This window comes from Bengtsoniella intestinalis (assembly GCF_039719005.1).
GTDB classification, from domain to species: domain Bacteria; phylum Bacillota; class Clostridia; order Oscillospirales; family Oscillospiraceae; genus Oscillibacter; species Oscillibacter intestinalis.
Genome location: NZ_CP133584.1, coordinates 479098 through 496382, shown reverse-complemented (window position 1 = coordinate 496382; position 17285 = coordinate 479098). Strand labels below are relative to the sequence as shown.

The 17285-nt window shown below is 48.3% G+C and carries 20 protein-coding genes and 1 riboswitch; of the genes, 14 read left to right on the top strand and 6 right to left on the bottom strand.

Features of this window, described 5'->3' with window-relative positions; all coding sequences use genetic code 11:
- The first annotated feature begins 3 nt into the window (after positions 1-3).
- The 4 genes from xdhB (at position 4) to RFF05_RS02550 (ending at position 2466) form a co-directional block, all read left to right on the top strand.
- On the top strand, positions 4-888 hold the full coding sequence (gene xdhB, locus RFF05_RS02565; RefSeq protein WP_409968871.1) for a xanthine dehydrogenase subunit XdhB: 885 nt from the start codon (positions 4-6) through the stop codon (positions 886-888).
- Positions 885-1376, top strand: a complete 492-nt coding sequence (gene xdhC, locus RFF05_RS02560) for a xanthine dehydrogenase subunit XdhC (protein WP_409968870.1) — start codon at positions 885-887, stop codon at positions 1374-1376. Before xdhB ends, xdhC begins: the two co-directional genes overlap by 4 nt.
- Positions 1373-1711 carry a cupin domain-containing protein gene (locus RFF05_RS02555; protein WP_409968869.1) on the top strand — a complete coding sequence of 113 codons (339 nt, stop codon included), beginning with the start codon at positions 1373-1375 and terminating at the stop codon, positions 1709-1711. Before xdhC ends, RFF05_RS02555 begins: the two co-directional genes overlap by 4 nt.
- 143 nt (positions 1712-1854) lie before the next feature.
- On the top strand, positions 1855-2466 hold the full coding sequence (locus RFF05_RS02550) for an AAA family ATPase (RefSeq protein WP_409968868.1): 612 nt from the start codon (positions 1855-1857) through the stop codon (positions 2464-2466).
- A gap of 52 nt (positions 2467-2518) precedes the next feature.
- On the opposite strand, the gene RFF05_RS02545 is transcribed toward RFF05_RS02550, so the two are convergent.
- Positions 2519-2878, bottom strand: a complete 360-nt coding sequence (locus RFF05_RS02545) for a winged helix-turn-helix domain-containing protein (protein ID WP_409968867.1) — start codon at positions 2876-2878, stop codon at positions 2519-2521.
- A 66-nt stretch (positions 2879-2944) separates the two neighbouring features.
- Between RFF05_RS02545 and RFF05_RS02540 the strand changes: the two genes are divergently transcribed.
- From RFF05_RS02540 to RFF05_RS02520, 5 genes are all read left to right on the top strand, one after another.
- Positions 2945-3631 carry an aldo/keto reductase gene (locus RFF05_RS02540; protein ID WP_409968866.1) on the top strand — a complete coding sequence of 229 codons (687 nt, stop codon included), beginning with the start codon at positions 2945-2947 and terminating at the stop codon, positions 3629-3631.
- Positions 3610-3969 carry a 4Fe-4S dicluster domain-containing protein gene (locus RFF05_RS02535; RefSeq protein WP_409968865.1) on the top strand — a complete coding sequence of 120 codons (360 nt, stop codon included), beginning with the start codon at positions 3610-3612 and terminating at the stop codon, positions 3967-3969. The genes RFF05_RS02540 and RFF05_RS02535 overlap by 22 nt, the downstream gene beginning before the upstream one ends.
- 3 nt (positions 3970-3972) lie before the next feature.
- Positions 3973-4404 (top strand): hypothetical protein, encoded by a 432-nt coding sequence (locus RFF05_RS02530; protein ID WP_409968864.1) that lies wholly within the window; start codon positions 3973-3975, stop codon positions 4402-4404.
- Positions 4405-4535: 131 nt separating this feature from the next.
- On the top strand, positions 4536-5720 hold the full coding sequence (locus tag RFF05_RS02525; RefSeq protein WP_409968863.1) for a pyridoxal phosphate-dependent aminotransferase: 1185 nt from the start codon (positions 4536-4538) through the stop codon (positions 5718-5720).
- Positions 5721-6632: an AEC family transporter gene (locus tag RFF05_RS02520; RefSeq protein WP_409968862.1), complete on the top strand. Its 912-nt coding sequence runs from the start codon at positions 5721-5723 to the stop codon at positions 6630-6632. It begins immediately after the preceding gene.
- Between the two features lie 145 nt (positions 6633-6777).
- Here RFF05_RS02520 and acrA read toward each other — a convergent pair whose 3' ends face one another.
- From acrA to RFF05_RS02500, 4 genes are read right to left on the bottom strand one after another with little or no spacing between them, the layout of a single operon-like run.
- A complete protein-coding gene (gene acrA, locus RFF05_RS02515) occupies positions 6778-7884 on the bottom strand; it encodes an acryloyl-CoA reductase electron transfer subunit beta (protein ID WP_409968861.1) in 1107 nt (368 codons plus the stop codon).
- 19 nt (positions 7885-7903) lie between these two features.
- A complete protein-coding gene (gene acrB / locus RFF05_RS02510) occupies positions 7904-8704 on the bottom strand; it encodes an acryloyl-CoA reductase electron transfer subunit gamma (RefSeq protein WP_409968860.1) in 801 nt (266 codons plus the stop codon).
- A gap of 19 nt (positions 8705-8723) precedes the next feature.
- On the bottom strand, positions 8724-9872 hold the full coding sequence (locus tag RFF05_RS02505) for an acyl-CoA dehydrogenase (RefSeq protein WP_409968859.1): 1149 nt from the start codon (positions 9870-9872) through the stop codon (positions 8724-8726).
- Positions 9873-9890: 18 nt separating this feature from the next.
- Positions 9891-10730 carry a 3-hydroxyacyl-CoA dehydrogenase family protein gene (locus RFF05_RS02500; protein ID WP_409968858.1) on the bottom strand — a complete coding sequence of 280 codons (840 nt, stop codon included), beginning with the start codon at positions 10728-10730 and terminating at the stop codon, positions 9891-9893.
- A gap of 358 nt (positions 10731-11088) precedes the next feature.
- Here RFF05_RS02500 and trmB point away from each other — a divergent pair, with 358 nt between their 5' ends.
- Both trmB and RFF05_RS02490 read left to right on the top strand, forming a co-directional pair.
- Entirely contained in the window at positions 11089-11769 is a 681-nt protein-coding gene (gene trmB / locus RFF05_RS02495) for a tRNA (guanosine(46)-N7)-methyltransferase TrmB (protein ID WP_409968857.1), read from the top strand.
- A gap of 114 nt (positions 11770-11883) precedes the next feature.
- Positions 11884-13277 (top strand): IS3 family transposase gene (locus RFF05_RS02490; protein ID WP_409968856.1). Its coding sequence is split into 2 segments (ribosomal slippage): positions 11884-12424 and positions 12424-13277, totalling 1395 coding nucleotides; the frame shifts between segments, so codons are not numbered across the junction.
- A gap of 141 nt (positions 13278-13418) precedes the next feature.
- Here the strand turns inward: RFF05_RS02490 and RFF05_RS02485 are convergent.
- Positions 13419-14528 (bottom strand): M20 family metallopeptidase, encoded by a 1110-nt coding sequence (locus RFF05_RS02485; RefSeq protein WP_409968855.1) that lies wholly within the window; start codon positions 14526-14528, stop codon positions 13419-13421.
- A 171-nt stretch (positions 14529-14699) separates the two neighbouring features.
- Positions 14700-14868, top strand: a riboswitch (Lysine riboswitch).
- 93 nt (positions 14869-14961) lie between these two features.
- On the opposite strand from RFF05_RS02485, the gene dapA reads away from it, so the two are divergent.
- From dapA to dapD, 3 genes are read left to right on the top strand one after another with little or no spacing between them, the layout of a single operon-like run.
- A complete protein-coding gene (gene dapA, locus RFF05_RS02480) occupies positions 14962-15852 on the top strand; it encodes a 4-hydroxy-tetrahydrodipicolinate synthase (RefSeq protein WP_409968854.1) in 891 nt (296 codons plus the stop codon).
- A complete protein-coding gene (gene dapB, locus RFF05_RS02475; protein WP_409968853.1) occupies positions 15849-16565 on the top strand; it encodes a 4-hydroxy-tetrahydrodipicolinate reductase in 717 nt (238 codons plus the stop codon). The genes dapA and dapB overlap by 4 nt, the downstream gene beginning before the upstream one ends.
- 3 nt (positions 16566-16568) lie before the next feature.
- Positions 16569-17264, top strand: coding sequence for a 2,3,4,5-tetrahydropyridine-2,6-dicarboxylate N-acetyltransferase (gene dapD / locus RFF05_RS02470; RefSeq protein WP_409968852.1), 696 nt, complete (start codon positions 16569-16571; stop codon positions 17262-17264).
- Positions 17265-17285: the final 21 nt, after the last annotated feature.

The following is a 17285-nucleotide window of genomic DNA, read 5'->3' as shown; positions in this document are numbered from 1 at the left end:
TGTATGTATGATTTGAAAGCTTTATACGAAGCCACAACGGTGGAAGAGGCTGTGGCCTTGCGTGTGGCACATCCTGACGCCCATATCATTGCAGGTGGCACTGATGTTTTGGTGCAAATGCGAGAAGGCAAACGTGCTGGGGTGGAGCTGATTTCCATTCACGGCATTGAAGCATTAGAAGGCGTGAGCCTTGATGCTGACGGCAATTTACGGATTGGTTCACTCACTACCTTTAGCCATATCACGAGCCATCCGTTGATTCAAGAGCACTGCAACGTGCTGGGCGAAGCCGTTGACCAAGTGGGTGGCCCCCAAATTCGCAACGTGGGCACCATCGGTGGCAACACCTGCAACGGTGTCACCTCGGCTGACTCTGCATCCACTTTGTTTGCTTACGATGCACAGGTGGAACTGACAGGGAGCAACGGTGTGCGCACCGTACCCATCAGCGAATTTTATATCAAGGCTGGCACTGTGGATTTGAAGGCAGATGAAATTCAAACCGCCATCATCATCCCTGCTGACAGCTTTGCAAACACCAAAGGCCACTATATTAAATACGCTATGCGCAATGCCATGGACATTGCTACGCTGGGCACCAGTGTCAATGTGCGTTTGAGTGCTGATGGTAAGGTGGTGGAACGTGTTCGCATTGCCTTTGGTGTGGCAGGACCCATTCCTGTGCGGGCTGTAAAGGCAGAAGCCTTGGCAGTTGGTGAACTGTTGACACCAGCATTGATTGACACAGTGGCCAAGGCGGTCTTGCAGGATATTAACCCTCGTGACAGCTGGCGTGCCAGCAAGGCCTTCCGCTCTCACATTGCGGTGGAGTCTACAAAACGGGCATTTGAAGAATCTGTGAAGCTGTTGGGAGGGCAAATGGTATGAGTGTACAATTTAAAACCATCCGTTGCACCATCAACGGCAAAGCAGTGGAAAAAAATATAGATGTACGCGCTTCTTTGACCGATGTGCTACGCAACGACTACCGCCTCACCTCTGTGAAAAAGGGCTGCGAAGTGGGCGAATGTGGGGCTTGCACCGTGATTATTGATGGGGAAGCCATGAACAGCTGTATCTATTTGGCAGTGTGGGCTGACGGCAAAAACATCCGCACATTGGAAGGAATGCTAGGGCCAAACGGGGAACTGAGTGACCTGCAACAAGCCTTTGTGGAAGAAGCCGCCATCCAATGTGGGTTCTGCACACCTGGCTTTATTTTAAGTGCGGAAGAAGTACTGTCCTCTGGGGTGGTGTTCACTGATGAGGAACTGCGCAAAAAGCTATCTGGCCATCTATGTCGTTGCACAGGCTATGAAAATATCCTCCGTGCTGTGCGTAAAACCATGCTCCGCCGTGCAGGTAAAGAAGCATGAGACATAAAGATACAACTTGGGTTTTCAACCAAGACATCTCTGGCAAGGAAGTGGCAACGGGGTTAGAGCGCAAGGTGCTGGCCTATTGCGATGAATTGATGTGCGCAGAAAACCATTTTGAAGTGGGTGGCGTGGGAGCCCTCCATTCCCATCCTCACACGCAAATCACATATGTGGTGGAAGGTGTTTTTGAATTCACCATCGATGGGGTGACCAAGGTGGTGCGAAAAGGGGATACCATGCTCAAGCAAAATGCTGTGGTTCACGGTTGTGTGTGCCTAGAAAAAGGGATTTTGCTGGATATTTTCACCCCTATGCGCGAAGATTTCGTGTAATCTTGCATCAGCATTAGACTTTTGATTTTTGTAAAAGAGGTAGGAAGTGTGGCTTCCTACCTCTTTTTTGCACAAAAAACGGTTTGACAAAATGTGTACTTTGGGCTATAATAACAATATTACATAGCAAGGAGGGCTACACTATGAAAACCATCATCACCATTGGTAGACAATATGGCAGTGGAGGACGAGAAATCGGCAAATTACTTTCGGAGAAACTGGGTATTGGTTATTATGATAAAGAGTTGCTTCGTAAGGCGGCACAAGACAGTGGCCTGTGCGAAAAGGTTATGGAAAGCTTTGACGAGCGACCCAAAAGTTTGCTCTATTCCATTGCCATGGATACGTATATGTTTAGTTTGCCGGGGATGGGGGCTACTGATTCTTTAGAGCAGCAAGTCTATCTTGCCACGTTTGAATCTATTCGCCGTGTAGCCGAAGAAGGTTCTTGCGTCATCATTGGACGGTGTGCAGACTACACGTTGGCAGATAATGAAAACTTACTTAAAATATTCATCACCGCACCTATGGAACAGCGAATGGAGCGTGTGAGCCAGCGCAAAGAGTTAACGCGGGATAAGGCAAAACAACTGATTACCCGTACTGATAAGCGTCGTGCCTCTTACTATGAGTATTATTCGTCCCAACGCTGGGGGCAAGTAGATACCTATGATTGTTGCATTGACAGCAGTCTTTTGGGGGTTGAAGGCACTGTGGAGTTTATCGCCAAGCTGGTAGAAATGAAAGAAAAATAAAAGACAGCTCATAAGAAAAGTGTTGCAGATTAAAAAATCTGCAACACTTTTCTTATAAATCTTTATAAAATGTAAACAACTGAGAAAACCGCTGTTGACTATAGGCTTCCACATCTTTATAATAGGTATCATAGGCGCGCAAAATCGTCACCGCTTCTGTGGTCAATCGAGCGCCACCGCCACCAGCGCCTCCGATGGAGGAGTCTAGCAACTTGCACCCGAACACTTCTTCGGCGGTGCGGATAATGCGCCAAGCTTTGGAGTAGGCCATGTCCATAGAGGCTGCCGCCGCACGTAAGGAGTGATGTGCTTCAATGCGGTGGAGCAGGGTGGCAATGCCGGGGCCAAAACAGCGCTGATGATCGTCTGTAAAAAGACGCAATGTGGTTTTCGCTTGTAAATTTTGTTTCATAGTGGGAGTATACCACGGATTACACAATTCGTCAATTCAAATTGAGCGGATGGGATGGAGAAAATAATGGATAAAATTCGTTTGGGACGCACAGAGCTGATGGTTAGCAAAACGTCATTTGGGGCGTTGCCCATTCAGCGCATTTCAAAGCAGGCGGCTGTGGATTTGATGCGCCTTGCCTTTGACAACGGTGTGAATTATTACGATACGGCCAATGCCTATAGTGACAGTGAAGAAAAAATCGGTGAAGCGTTCCATAGTGTGCGGGACCAGATTGTGATTTCCACCAAAAGTATGGCCAAAACAAAAGAGGGTGTGCTAGAGCATATCGAAAAAAGTTTGCGCTCCATGCGTACCGATTATGTGGATTTGTTCCAATTCCACAACCCTGCTATTTTGCCCAATCCTGAAGACCCTGATGGTGCCTATGCTGGGGCAGTGGAAGCCCAAAAACGGGGCTACATCCGCCATATTGGCATCACAAATCACCGGTTAGATGTGGCATTTAAGGCAGTAGAAAGTGGTGATTTTGCCACCATGCAGTTCCCATTTTCTTATCTTTCAGGGCAAGGGGAAGTGGATTTGATTGCAAAATGTAAGGAAGCGGATATGGGCTTTATCGCCATGAAGGGTTTGGCTGGTGGATTGTTGACCAACAGCCGTGCCTGTTATGTGTTCATGCAACAACATCCTACAGTGGTGCCCATTTGGGGGTGCAACGGCAAGAGGAAATGGAGCAATGGTTGGCTTTGACCAAGGAGAATCCCACTATGACACCTGCACTGGAGGCTGTGATTGCCGCCGATTGCAAAGAGCTTGCTGGCAACTTCTGTCGTGGTTGTGGGTACTGTTTGCCATGTCCTGTGGGGATTGAAATTCCCAGCGCGGCACGGATGAGCGCGTTACTGCGCCGCGCACCTTCTGCCCAGTTTTTGACCCCAGACTATCAAAAATCCATGCACCGCATTGACGATTGTATTGCGTGCAATGCTTGTAAATCTCGATGTCCCTATGGATTGGATATCCCTAATTTACTGAAAACTATGTTGGTAGATTACGACCAATATGCACGAGACCATCAAGGAGAATAAGATATGTTACGATTTGAAAATGACGAGGCAACCTTAGAGTTGACTGTTGCCAGCTATGAGCTCTCTGACACGTACCAAGCTGATAGCGATGAGAAAAATTGGCTGTCGATTCGCGCCATGTATCGTGAAGACGATTTGCTGATTAAAGATTCTAACAGTTGTTTGTTGACCTATGAGCTCAAAGACTTAGCTGTGGGACTGAAGGTGCTGGCCGCTGGCATCAAAGATCGCTATGACAGTGATTTTTCTGAGCCATTTTTCCTGTTGCAGGCATGGAAAGAAGGGGACGGTTTTTTGATGGATGTATCCTTCGCTCTGCCTAACACCATGGCAGAGGTGGATGTGGCAGAACTTCGCATTGCCATGACCTTGGCAGAGATGAAATCTTTTATCTCTCAAATTGAAAAAGATATTGAACGGTTCCCAGAACGGTAACAATAAAAACCTCGCCTTTGGCGAGGTTTTTATTGTAGAAAATCAAGGAAAAGTATTTGCAATTTACTTTCGACAGGTGTATAATTACTGCATTAGCGTCTAAAAGAAAAGAGGAGTAAGCAGGTATGGATATGTTCAATTTACAAATTGAGAATTTGCAACCATCTAAGTCTATGGTGGTGATGGCAAAGGCGAAAAAAATGCAAGCCACAGATCCAGATGTGATTGATTTGTCTGGCGGTGAACCAGATTTTGATACACCGCAAAAAATCCGTGATGCGCTGAAATGTTGGATTGACAATGGCTACACTCACTATACCGTGGGGGCTGGGTTGCCTGAATTACGGACACGCATTGCCCGTAAATTGCAAGAAGAAAATCATTGCCATTACACACCAGAGCAGGTGATTGTCACACCAGGTGGCAAGTTTGCCATTTATTTGGCCGTCCGTGCCTTGGTGAACGCTGGGGAAGAGGTGATGTATCTCAATCCAGCATGGGTGTCTTATGGTTCTATTATTGAGTCTTCTGGTGGGGTGCCAGTTGGTGTCGATTTGGCCTATGATGATGAGTATGCCATCACGGAGCAAGCTTTGGAAGCAGCCGTTACAGACAACACAAAGCTGTTGATTATCAACTATCCCAATAACCCCACTGGCAAGCTGTTGACCCCCAATGACCGTGATGCCTTGACCGCCTTTATGCACAAGCACCCTCAGGTGTTTGTCCTGTCTGATGAAATTTACGAGCGCATTGTCTTTGATGGGCAAGAAAATATCAGCCTTGCCAGCGACAAAACCCTGTCTGAGCGGATTATCACCGTCAATGGGTTTTCCAAAAGCGTGGCCATGACTGGTTGGCGCATTGGATATTTGGCCGCAGGGACTGAGGTGGTAAAGCGCGCATTTAAACTGTATCAGCATACGGTGACCTGTGTCAGTGGTTTCATGCAAAAGGCCTGCGTGGTGGCATTGGATTGTCAAGAGGAAATCGAGTCCATGCGTGTGAGCTATGAAAATCGCCGTGATAAATTTATCGGCGCATTGAATGCCATTGATGGGGTGGAATGCAAGTTGCCAAACGGTGCCTTTTATGCGTGGGCACGGTTTGAGGTAGGGGATATGTCCTCTGAAACGCTGTGCGAATATTTGCTAGACAATGCCAAGGTGGCCTGCATCCCTGGTATTTCTTACGGGGAAACAGGGTGCACTTGCGTGCGTTTTTCCTTTGCCACCAGCGAAGAAGCATTACTCCAAGGGGCTAAGAACATTGCCGTCGCCATGGCGCAGTTGCGTAGGGAAAGAGAGTCAATCTAAGTGGGAGAGTTATCACAGGTTTTTACAGTACAAGGTATTTTGTTTGCGCTGATGTTCATCGGATTTTTACTGCGCAAGCGCCATGTGGTGGAGGCTGGTTTTCAAAAGGGATTGACTGCCTTGGTCATCAATGTGGTGTTGCCTTGTAATATCATCACTGCATTTTATGTGGAATTCTCCATGGATACCTTGGTGCAGTCGGCACAGATTTTTGTGGTATCTTTGTTGGTGCAATTGGGGTGCTTTTTGTTGGCGCTTGCGTTGTATGGCCGGCAAAGTCCCCAGCGCAGAGCGGTGCTACAGTATGGGGTTATTTGCTCCAATGCCGGACTATTGGGAAATCCAGTGGCGCAGGGCTTATTTGGGGCACAAGGATTATTGTTGGCATCTATTTATTTAATTCCTATGCGCACGGCCATGTGGTCTTTAGGCGTGGCCATGTTTGCCGCACCATCTAAGGAAAAATGGTGGGTGAAGGTGTTGCGCCACCCCTGTATCATCGCGGTTGAAATCGGGATGGTGTTGCTGGTAACCCAATGGAAGCTACCCAATGTGGTGGTTACTTTGGTCGGTGAGCTGGGGGATTGCACCATGGCGCTATCTATGGTATTGATTGGCATTTTATTAAGCGATTTCCAATGGAAAGATTTTTTAAACCCTCAAATTTTGCGGTTCTGTGTGGTGCGTTTGGTGGCCATTCCTTTGGCTGTGTATTTAGGGTGTCTTGTGGCAAATATTGACGATTTACCCATGTATGTAGCCGTGATTATGGCGGCTATGCCAGCAGGTGCCACCACCGCCATCATTGCTAGCAGTGAGGGGGGAGATGTGGATTTTGCTGTTGGCTGTGTGACAGTGAGTACGCTGTTGTCTATGATTGCCATCCCCATCTGGTGCATGGTGATCGGATAAAACTAAGAACTAAGAGTGAAAAGTGAAAAACTATCCGCTGCGGCGGGATAAGAAATGACTAAAAGTGAAAGAGCCTGTTGCCGCGGCAACAGGCTCTTTCACTTTTAGATGTAGGGGCGACCTGTGGTCGCCTTTTTTTATGTTCTTATTTCGCAGCCTTAGCGGAGCGAATTGCTTCGATCAGCATGGGGGTAACCTTGAACAGGTCGCCGGTGATGCCGTAGTCAGCAACTTCAAAGATGGGAGCGGTATCGTTCTTGTTCACAGCGATGATGCATTCGGATTCTTGCATACCAGCCTTGTGTTGGATGGCGCCAGAGATACCCAGTGCAACATAGATGCGAGGATGAACGGTTTTACCAGTTTGACCCACTTGGTGGTCAGCGGTGATCCAGCCAGAGTCAACGCAAGCACGGGAGGAGCCAACGACGCCGCCCAATTCTGCTGCCAGTTCTTCTGCCAGAGCAATGCCTTGCTTGATGTCCTTGCTGATACCACGACCAACAGAGACAACCACTTCTGCGCCGATCAAGTCAACCAACTTCTTTGCAGCCTTGACAACTTCAACCACTTCGGTCTTCATGTCTTCAGCAGCCAGAGCGAAAGCAGGCTTCACGATTTGGCAAGCGTCGGACTTGGCTTGGTCGAAAGGAGCCTTCTTCATAACGCCAGGACGAACGGTAGCCATGCAGGGACGGAAACGAGGGCAGATGATGGTAGCCATCAAGTGACCGCCGAATGCAGGACGGGTCATTTTCAGGTTGCGGTCTTCACCGTTCCACTTCATGCCGTCAACGTCCAAAGTGGAGGAATCACGCAGGAATTGCTTGTACTTGTCCATGTCAACTGCCAGACCAGTACAGTCAGCGCATAGGCCAGTGTGCAGACGAGCTGCGCAACGAGGACCCAGATCGCGACCGATGTTGGTAGCGCCGATGAGGAAAGCTTCAGGTTTGTATTCTTCCACGACTTCGCAGATGACTTTAGCATATGCGTCGGTGGTGTAGTCTTTGAGCAGGGGGCTTTCGCAGACGTAAATCTTGTCAGCGCCATAGCCGCCCAATTCAGCAGCCAGACCCTCCACGTTGTCGCCCAGCAAAATGCCGCACAGGTCGCAACCCAAATCGTCAGCCAGTTTACGGCCTTCGCTCAGCAGTTCGAAGTTGGTAGGCATCATTTTGCCTTGGCGTTGTTCACAGAACACCCATACGCCTTTGAACTCTTCGATAGCTGCACTATTAAATGTAGACATAATTTTCTAATCCCCTTTCTTAGATGATGTGCTTAGCGGCCAACAGACCAGCCAGCTTGTCACAAGTGTCCTTGTCATTGCCTTCCAGCATCATGCCAGCACCCTTTTGAGGAGGAGTGAAGCTCTTCAAAATGTTGGTGGGAGAACCCTTCAGGCCGATGGTGGTAGCGTCGATAAGGGGATCGTCTTTCAAATCTTCGTAGCCCAAGGTGGTCAGGGGCTTGGAGAAAGCTTCGAAAACGCCGCCAACGCTCATGTAGCGTGGTTCGTTCAGTTCCTTGATGCAGGTAACCATGCAAGGAGTTTGCACTTTGATGGTCATGTAGCCATCTTCCAAAGCACGTTGGATGGTCAAGGTCTCGCCAGTTTTGGTGATTTCTTGAGCATAGGTGACTTGGGGCAGACCCAGCTTTTCAGCAATTTGGGGACCCACTTGAGCGGTGTCACCGTCGATTGCTTGACGGCCGCAGAACAGCACGTCGTCTTTTTCCATGCCGATTTTGTTGATGCCAGCTGCCAAAATTTGAGAGGTAGCATAGGTATCAGAGCCGCCGAATTCACGAGCGGACACCAGATAGCCTTCGTCAGCGCCCATGGCCAGCAGTTCACGCAACATGCCAGTTGCAGGAGCGGGGCCCATGGTGACCACGACAACTTTACAGCCAGTTTCGTCTTTGAGCTTCAGAGCTGCTTCAACGGCGTTCATGTCATCGGGGTTGGTGATGGTTTGCATGGATGCGCGGTTCAGGGTGCCGTCTTCGTTCACAGCCACCTTACCAGAGGTATCGGGTACTTGCTTTACACAAACAATAATTTTCATTGTAACGTATTCCTCCTGCTTACTTTACGCCAAGGTTACTTGCGATAACCATGCGTTGCACTTCGGAAGTGCCTTCGTAGATTTCGGTGATCTTAGCGTCACGCATCATGCGTTCCACTGGGTATTCACGGGTGTAACCATAGCCACCGAACAGTTGCACGGCACGACGGGTCACATCAGAAGCAGCTTCAGCAGCGAACAACTTAGCCATGGAAGCGTCCATGGAGTATGGTTCGTGAGCTTCTTTCTTCATGGCTGCAGCGTAGACCAAATATTGGGCAGCTTGCATACGGCAGTGCATATCAGCCAGTTGGAATTGGGTGTTTTGGAATTGGCTCAAGCGCTTTTTGAATTGCACGCGTTCCTTGGTGTAAGCCACAGCTTCGTCAACTGCGCCTTCGCCCAGACCCAGAGCTTGGGAAGCGATGCCGATACGGCCGCCGTCCAAAGTCTTCATGGCGATACCAAAGCCCTTGCCTTCTTTGCCCAACAGGTTTTCCTTGGGCACGATGCAATCTTCGAAAATCAGATCGCAGGTAGAGCTACCGCGGATACCCATTTTCTTTTCGTGCTTACCAACAGAGTAGCCAGGGAAGGTGGATTCCACGATGAAAGCGGAGATGCCACGGTTACCCTTGGACTTGTCGGTCATTGCGAACACCACGATGGTGTCAGCCACGGTGCCGTTGGTGATGAAGCACTTGGTACCGTTCAAGATGTAGTTTTCGCCAGATTCGTCCAACACAGCGATGGTTTGTTGGCCAGATGCGTCAGTACCAGCGTTGGGTTCGGTCAGACCGAATGCGCCCAGCTTCTTACCAGCCAGCAGGTCGGGCAGATACTTCATCTTTTGTTCTTCGGTGCCGTTTTCGTAGATGGGAGCGCAGCACAAAGAGGTGTGGGCAGAGACGATAACGCCAGTGGTGCCACAGACCTTAGACAGTTCTTCCACGCACATTGCATAGGACAGAACGTCGCCGCCAGCGCCGCCGTACTTCTTGGGGAAATAAATACCCATGAAGCCCAGTTTAGCCATTTTTTCTACGGTTTCCATGGGGAAACGTTCTTCTTCGTCAATCTCTTCTGCCAGAGGCTTGACTTCGTTTTGTGCAAACTCACGATAGAGTTTGCGCACCATTTGGTGCTCTTGACTCAGGTGAAAATCCATTTATGTATTCTCCTTTAATTATTTCTTGCTATAATCGTAGAAGCCCACGCCGGTCTTCTTACCAAGCTTACCGCCACGCACCATTTTGCGCAACAGCAAAGCTGCACGATACTTAGAGTCGCCAGTTTCGTTGTACAGGGTATCCATGATGGCCAAGCACACGTCCAAGCCGATGAAATCGCCCAGAGCCAGAGGGCCCATGGGATGGTTTGCACCCAGCATCATAGCCTTGTCAATGTCGCCAACAGAAGCAACGCCGGTTTCCAGAACCACAACTGCTTCGTTGATCATGGGGATGAGAATCTTGTTGACCACGAAGCCAGGAGCTTCGGCAACTTCGATGGGGTCCTTGCCAATTTCTTGGGTCAAGGTGAAGATAGCGTTGAAGGTTTCGTCGGAGGTGTTGACACCACGGATGATTTCAACCAACTTCATAGAGGGAACGGGATTAAAGAAGTGCATACCAATGACAGGGTGGTTCAGACCCAGACCCATTTCGGTGATGGACAAAGAGGAGGTGTTGGTGGCGAAGATGGCGCCTTCTTTGCAGATGCCGTCCAGTTCGCTCAGCAGAGCCTTCTTGGTGCCCATGTCTTCTTTGACACATTCGATGACCAAATCGGCATCGGCAGCAGCAGAGGTTTCTTCGATGAGGATGCGAGAGAGCAGTTCGTCCTTAGCGGAAGCGTCCATACGACCTTTGTCAACGCGCTTTTGCAAAGAAGCGGCCAACTTGTCTTTGTGCTTTTGAGCGGAAGCAGGGCTGCTTGCAAACAGAAGAGCGGTGTGACCCTTTTGTGCAAACACTTGAGCGATGCCACTACCCATAGTACCAGCACCAAAAATTGCGATTTTCATGGTATATCCTCCTAATAAAAAATAAATAACACTTTTACGTTTGTCAATGGTAGCGTAATCGAATAACATATCGACATTGCTAATTTCCTGACAATCTTTATTATAGTGATATTTGTTAGAATTAGCAAGAGGAAAGTGCAAAATTTTATTGCAAATTTCGCTTTTTTACGTATTGTACAAAATATCTTACAAATATTCTCTTTTGTTGTTAAGGTTTTAACAGTTTAGACACATAATTAGAATCTGTTTCCTTGCTGTTAGTATTTATCTATTTACAAACAATCACCTGCCGTGGTAAAATGAATGATTATTAAAGGAAGTATGGTCGTTTGTGGCCTAAAATCGGAGGAATTTACTGATGCGAATGCGTAAAAAGAAGAATTTAATCCCACGGATGGAACGCTGTGGTGGGTGTTTAATCACCGAACCACTGACTATGCGAGGGAATTGGCAATCCTTGATGCCAGAGGCCAAAGAAATCCGTTTGGAATTGGGCTGTGGCAAGGGTCGCTTTACCGCAGGCACAGCTGCCGCTGAGCCAGATGTGTTGTTCATTGCGGTGGAACGTGTGCCTGATGCCATGGTCATCGCCATGGAACGATGCACCGAGCAAGGTTTGAAGAATGTGTTTTTTGTGGATGCGGATGCAGAGAAGTTGCCAGAGTTTTTTGCCCCAGAAGAGATTGACCGCATTTACGTCAATTTCTGTGACCCATGGCCCCCTAAGCGCCATGCCAAGCGTCGTTTGACCCACGGGAATTTCTTGAAGCTGTATCGCCAAGTGCTGAAATCTGACGGGCAGATACATTTTAAAACAGATAACGTGAATCTATTTGCCTTCTCTGTAGAAGAAATCCCTCAATTTGGGTTTGTTCTCTCTGAAGTAACCCGAAATCTCCATGAAAACGGCCCTGTTGGGGTTATGACTGACTATGAAGCCAAGTTCCATGAGCTAGGTCAACCCATCAACCGTCTGGTTGCCACCATGGTGGAGTGGGAAGCGCCTGTGGAAGAAGTTGCCGCAGTAGAGGCTGAATAAATGAGCGGTGTCATCCTTGTGAATTTGTATAATCGCACATAAAAAACGTAGGGAATGTGTACCGACCCCCAAAAGTTAGACCTAAAAATCTAACGATTGGGGGTCGGTATTTTCATGGCAAAATACAGTTTTGAATTTAAGAAGCAAGTAATCATGGCATACGAAAACCAGGAAGGCGGATATGAATCTTTAGCGAAGAAATATGGTATACCATCACTAACCACAGTAAAAACCTGGCACAAGTCATACAAAGAGTTTGGTGATGATGGACTGGTTCGCTCCAGAGAAAACAAAAGCTATCCTTTCGATTTTAAGCTTTCTGTGGTAGAATTATATCTAACAACAGAAATATCGTATCAGGAACTGGCTTTGAAGATGGGCATCAATAATCCATCTCTAATTACCCGTTGGGTGAATGACTTCCGCATAGCGGGTCCTGCTGCGCTTCGGGAAAAGAGCAAAGGACGGCGACCAAAGATGGCTAAACCTGAGAAAATAGACCATACAGACGACCATGGGGCATATTTAAAGCAGCTTGAAGATGAGAATCTAAAGTTGCGAATTGAGGTTGCCTATTTAAAAGAATTGAGGAGGTTGCGCTTGGAAGAAGAAGCACAGAACAAAGAGCAAGAAGTATCTGCGACCTCCGGCGATTGTTCCAATTAAAAGATATTCTTGCTGTTTTAAAGTTCCCAAAAGCAACCTATATGTATTGGCAGAAGCGATTTGACAAGGAAAATCCAGACAAAGAAATTGAAGAAAAAATCCTTGAAATTCGCGATGAACACAAGGATTTTGGCTATCGTAGAATTTTGGGTGAGCTCAGAAAAGCAGGCTGGCATGTCAACAAAAAGAAAGTCCAACGGCTGGTGCAAAAGCTTGGTTTGCAAGTGAAATCCTACACACGCAAGAGCCGAAAATACTCGTCTTACAAAGGGATTGTGGGCAGAATTTGCAAAAACTGGGTCAAAAGACGATTCAACACCAACATTGTGCATCAAAAAATCACAACAGATACCACTGAGTTTAAGTATTACACATTTGACAGCAACGGTAAATTGATAACGAAAAAGTTATATTTAGATCCATTCTTGGATATGTTTAACGGCGAAATTTTAAGCTATAGCATTACCAAAACACCATCGGCAGAAGGCATTATGGCTGCGTTAAATGAGGCCATCGAGGTCACCAACGACTGCAAATTCAGAAGAACTTTTCACTCGGACAGAGGCTGGGCATACCAAATGAAACGCTATTCTAGGACGCTGAAAGAGAACCGCATCTTCCAAAGCATGACTCGGAAAGGCAACTGCCTGGACAACTCTGTGATGGAAAATTTCTTTGGTCTTCTCAAGCAAGAAATCTATTACGGCAATACGTTTTACAGTTTTGATGAATTGAAATTAGCCATAGAAAACTTCATTGATTATTACAATAACAAGCGTACAAAGCAAAAACTAGGCTACTTCAGTCCTGTAGAATACAGACTGAAGTATCTCGCTGCATAAAAATAACGTAGCAGCCGCAGCTGCTACGTTATCAAGTCTAACTTATTGGGGTCACTACAAATGGTCAAGACCGTTCCCTACGTCTGTGTTGTCGGATGATAGGAAGAGAAAGCTGTTGTGTCACAGCCCTTTATACTATATTTAATAGTGTAGATACAGTAGTTTTTTCAGAAAGTCAACCCCGCAAGGCAACACCGTTTCGTCGTCAAAGTCGAAGGTGACAGCGTGTAGCTCTGGGCTTTGCCCCAGACCTAAAAAGAAGAACACGCCAGGTACTTCTTTCTGGTAGAAGGAAAAATCTTCCCCAGCCAGAGAAGGTGTGGGTAAGCGCAATGGTGCGTCATCGCCCAATTGGTCACACACAGTTTTGTACAGGCCTTCGTGGTTCCACACAGGGGCGTAGCCATCACGGACAATCACATGGAAGGTGCACCCTGTTTCTTCCTCTAACTCTTTGGCGATGGCATGGAGTTGACTGCTACAATGGGCGAAGGTTTGGGCATCATAGGTGCGCAGACTGCCCAACAAATGGGTATGACCGCTGATGGCGTTGCGCACGGTGCCAGAGTCGAATTTGCCAAAGCGTAAAATCCGTGGAATTTCAGGGTCAATGGCATCCATCATGGCGTAAGCACGCTGTACATAGTCCATGCCAGCCTTCATAGCGTCAAGGCCGTTGGCGGCTTGAGACAGGTGTACGCTTTTGCCTTGGATGGTGATGTCGATTTCGTTGGACTGTGCCATCATGGCGCCGCTACAGGTGACGATTTTCCCCTTTTCAAGGTTTGGCCATAGATGTAAACCAAAAATTTGCTGTACAGTGTATTTACTTAACACACCGCTTTCACACAGGGGTTTTGCACCGCCAGTGGTCTCTTCGGCTGGTTGAAATAGCAAAAGTACGTTGTAGGGGAGGGTGCTTGTATTTTCGGACAGATATGCGGCCAAAGATAACAACATAGCCGTGTGTCCATCGTGTCCGCAGGCGTGCATTTTCCCAGCATGGGTGGAGCAGTAGGGGACGGAGGAGTCCTCTTGCAAAGCCAGTGCATCCATGTCGGCCCGAAAGGCGATGGCGGTTTGTTTGCCAGCATCAAAAAAGGCGCAGACACTGCCGTCGATGGGGTGGGTGATGGTGCAGTGGAGGGGGGAGAGCACGCTTTCGATATAGGCGATGGTTTTGGGCAGTTCAAAGTTGATTTCGGGAATACGGTGTAAGGTGCGGCGATGGGTAACAACACAATTGGACATGGGGCGTCCTCCTTTGTGGGAAAATTCAGTACAGTCATTGTATCACGAATGTGAGGAAAACTGTACCCCTATCCTAGATTTTGGAGAATGTTACAATAATTTAAATAACAGAAGAGAAAACCACCGTCATAATGCCCCTTGCAATGGAGGGGCAAAAGTGATATGATAGCTCAGTAAGATAGAGGTGCGAACGCGACGAATCCACAAGAGCCGACAGGCAGTGACGGTGGTGTAAGCAAATTCGCCGAACTGGTTTGGCTCGGTAGAGCTGACTGGTGGTGTTGCGAAAAATATTCGTTGCACTGTCTGTGGACAAAACCACAGGGGGGCTATCTACTGTATGGAACCAATGCGCACTGTCGCATGCTTCGTCGGTAGAGGGTAGCCTCTACCGTTTTTTTATGTAAATTTTAAAATAGGAGAGTATAGAAGTATGGCAAACCTACGCAACTTAAAGGGGTCAATTGTGGCCTTGGTAACCCCCTTTCATGAAGATGGCTCTGTTAATTTTCAGATGTTGACCCAGCTGCTTGAGTTCCAAATCAGAGAAGGCACCGATGCCATTTTGGTTTTGGGCACCACTGGTGAATCTCCCACGATGACCCATGAAGAAGACGACCAAGTGGTGGCACACACTGTGGAAGTGGTGGCAGGACGGGTGCCTGTGATTGTAGGCACTGGTAGCAATGCCACCCAAACCATGCTGGAAAAAAGCCTGCGTGCCCAAGCCATGGGCGCAGATGGTTTGCTGTTGAATTCTCCCTATTACAATAAAACCAACGTGGAAGGGATGTATCAGCATTTTGCCACCGTGGCTGACAGCGTGAAAATTCCTTGCATTTTGTATAACGTTCCTGGTCGCACTGGGTGTGCCATCCCTGTCAGCGTGGTGGAGCGCCTTTCTAAGCACCCCAACGTGTGTGGCATCAAAGAGGCCTCTGGTGACATGGGCTATGCCATGAAAATTGCTCACTGCATCAGCCCAGAATTTGCCCTGTATACTGGTAACGATGACATTGTGTTGCCCATGCTGTCCATCGGTGGTTCTGGCACCATTTCTGTGTGTGCCAATATCATCCCCAAGGAAACCCATGATATTGTGGTAACCTATTTGGCTGGCAATCACGAAGAGGCGCTTGCAATGAATTTGAAGTATCTCAAGTTGATGAACGACTTGTTTATGGAAGTCAATCCAATCCCCGTTAAAACGGCTATGAACATGATGGGCATGGAGGTTGGCCCCTTCCGTCTACCACTGTGGGAGATGGACCCCAATCACCGTGAAGCCCTGCGTAACACCATGATGGAGGTGGGTCTACTGTGAGAGTTGTGATTATCGGCAAAGGCCGCATGGGCACCTTGATTGCCCAAACCTTGGAACAGGCTGGCGACACCGTGGCCGCCACCATCGACATTGATAACTTTGGCGATTTGGCAACCTTAGAAGGGGCTGACGTGGTTATCGATTTCTCCGCCCCAGCCTCTTTGGATGCTGTGTGCGAGTATGTGCGCCGCACCAAAACCCCTATCGTATCTGGCACCACTGGTTATACCCCAGAGCAAAAGGAACAACTGGCTTCCTTGGGCGATGATGTGGCAGTGCTGTGGAGCGCCAACTATTCTCTTGGGGTTGCTGTGTGTGCCCGTGTGTTGGGGCAAATGACGGAAATCCTCCGTCCTAGCTTTGACATTGAAGTCACCGAAACCCATCACAATCAAAAGGTGGATGCCCCCAGTGGCACGGCCAAGCTGTGGCTAGAGCACATCAATCCTCGTGGGGAAATGACCCCTGTGTACGGCCGTGAAGGCATTTGTGGTAAGCGCAATCCCAACGAAATTGGGATGCACGCCTTGCGTGGCGGCACAGTTGCTGGCACCCATACCGTACAATTTTTCGGTGACGACGAGGAAATTGCCTTGACCCACCGTGCCACAAGTCGTCAAATTTTTGTCAACGGTGCTGTCCATATGGCTGGCTTGGTAGCCACCAAGGAAGCAGGCTGTTATGACATTCAAAAAATCTTATTTGGAGTGTAAAAAATGGAAGCACAAGAAATTATCAACTATATCGGTAACTCAGTGAAGAAAACCCCCGTGAAGGTATACGTCAACTTGATTCAAGCTGTGGACTTTGGCGCAGCCAAGGTGTTTGGCGACGGCATGAGCAAGGTAGTCTTTGGTGATTGGGCAGAAATTGCCCCTATTCTGGAAGCAAACGCCGCTAAAATCGCCGACTACGTGGTGGAAAATGACCGCCGTAACTCTGGCGTGCCTCTGCTGGACATGAAGAATGTGCCTGCTCGCATTGAGCCCGGTGCCATGATTCGTGAAAAGGTGGAAATCGGGGAAGCCGCCGTCATTATGATGGGCGCTGTGATTAACATCGGCGCTGTCATCGGTGCAGGCACCATGATTGACATGGGTGCCATTTTGGGCGGCCGTGCCACCGTGGGCAAAAACTGCCACATCGGCGCAGGCGCTGTCCTAGCTGGTGTCATTGAGCCTGCTTCTGCCACACCTGTCATCGTGGAAGATGGAGTGCTGGTGGGTGCCAACGCTGTGGTGATTGAAGGCGTACATATTGGCGAAAACGCTGTGGTGGCCGCTGGCTCCATCGTCATCGACGATGTGCCAGCCAATGCAGTTGTGGCTGGTTGCCCTGCTCGTGTCATTAAGATGAAAGATGAAAAAACCATCAGCAAAACCGCCTTGGAAGACACTCTGCGCAAGCTGTAATTGAATTGAATAGGAAAATCG

Coding starts and splice junctions, on each gene's coding strand:
- RFF05_RS02550 (WP_409968868.1), top strand. CDS start 1,855: ATGAAAACCATCATCACCATTGGTAGACAATATGGCAGTGGAGGACGA.
- RFF05_RS02530 (WP_409968864.1), top strand. CDS start 3,973: ATGTTACGATTTGAAAATGACGAGGCAACCTTAGAGTTGACTGTTGCC.
- dapA (WP_409968854.1), top strand. CDS start 14,962: ATGGCAAACCTACGCAACTTAAAGGGGTCAATTGTGGCCTTGGTAACC.
- RFF05_RS02540 (WP_409968866.1), top strand. CDS start 2,945: ATGGATAAAATTCGTTTGGGACGCACAGAGCTGATGGTTAGCAAAACG.
- RFF05_RS02555 (WP_409968869.1), top strand. CDS start 1,373: ATGAGACATAAAGATACAACTTGGGTTTTCAACCAAGACATCTCTGGC.
- RFF05_RS02505 (WP_409968859.1), bottom strand. CDS start 9,872: ATGGATTTTCACCTGAGTCAAGAGCACCAAATGGTGCGCAAACTCTAT.
- RFF05_RS02485 (WP_409968855.1), bottom strand. CDS start 14,528: ATGTCCAATTGTGTTGTTACCCATCGCCGCACCTTACACCGTATTCCC.
- RFF05_RS02525 (WP_409968863.1), top strand. CDS start 4,536: ATGTTCAATTTACAAATTGAGAATTTGCAACCATCTAAGTCTATGGTG.
- xdhC (WP_409968870.1), top strand. CDS start 885: ATGAGTGTACAATTTAAAACCATCCGTTGCACCATCAACGGCAAAGCA.
- trmB (WP_409968857.1), top strand. CDS start 11,089: ATGCGAATGCGTAAAAAGAAGAATTTAATCCCACGGATGGAACGCTGT.
- dapD (WP_409968852.1), top strand. CDS start 16,569: ATGGAAGCACAAGAAATTATCAACTATATCGGTAACTCAGTGAAGAAA.
- RFF05_RS02500 (WP_409968858.1), bottom strand. CDS start 10,730: ATGAAAATCGCAATTTTTGGTGCTGGTACTATGGGTAGTGGCATCGCT.
- acrB (WP_409968860.1), bottom strand. CDS start 8,704: ATGAAAATTATTGTTTGTGTAAAGCAAGTACCCGATACCTCTGGTAAG.
- xdhB (WP_409968871.1), top strand. CDS start 4: ATGTATGATTTGAAAGCTTTATACGAAGCCACAACGGTGGAAGAGGCT.
- acrA (WP_409968861.1), bottom strand. CDS start 7,884: ATGTCTACATTTAATAGTGCAGCTATCGAAGAGTTCAAAGGCGTATGG.
- RFF05_RS02535 (WP_409968865.1), top strand. CDS start 3,610: ATGGAGCAATGGTTGGCTTTGACCAAGGAGAATCCCACTATGACACCT.
- RFF05_RS02545 (WP_409968867.1), bottom strand. CDS start 2,878: ATGAAACAAAATTTACAAGCGAAAACCACATTGCGTCTTTTTACAGAC.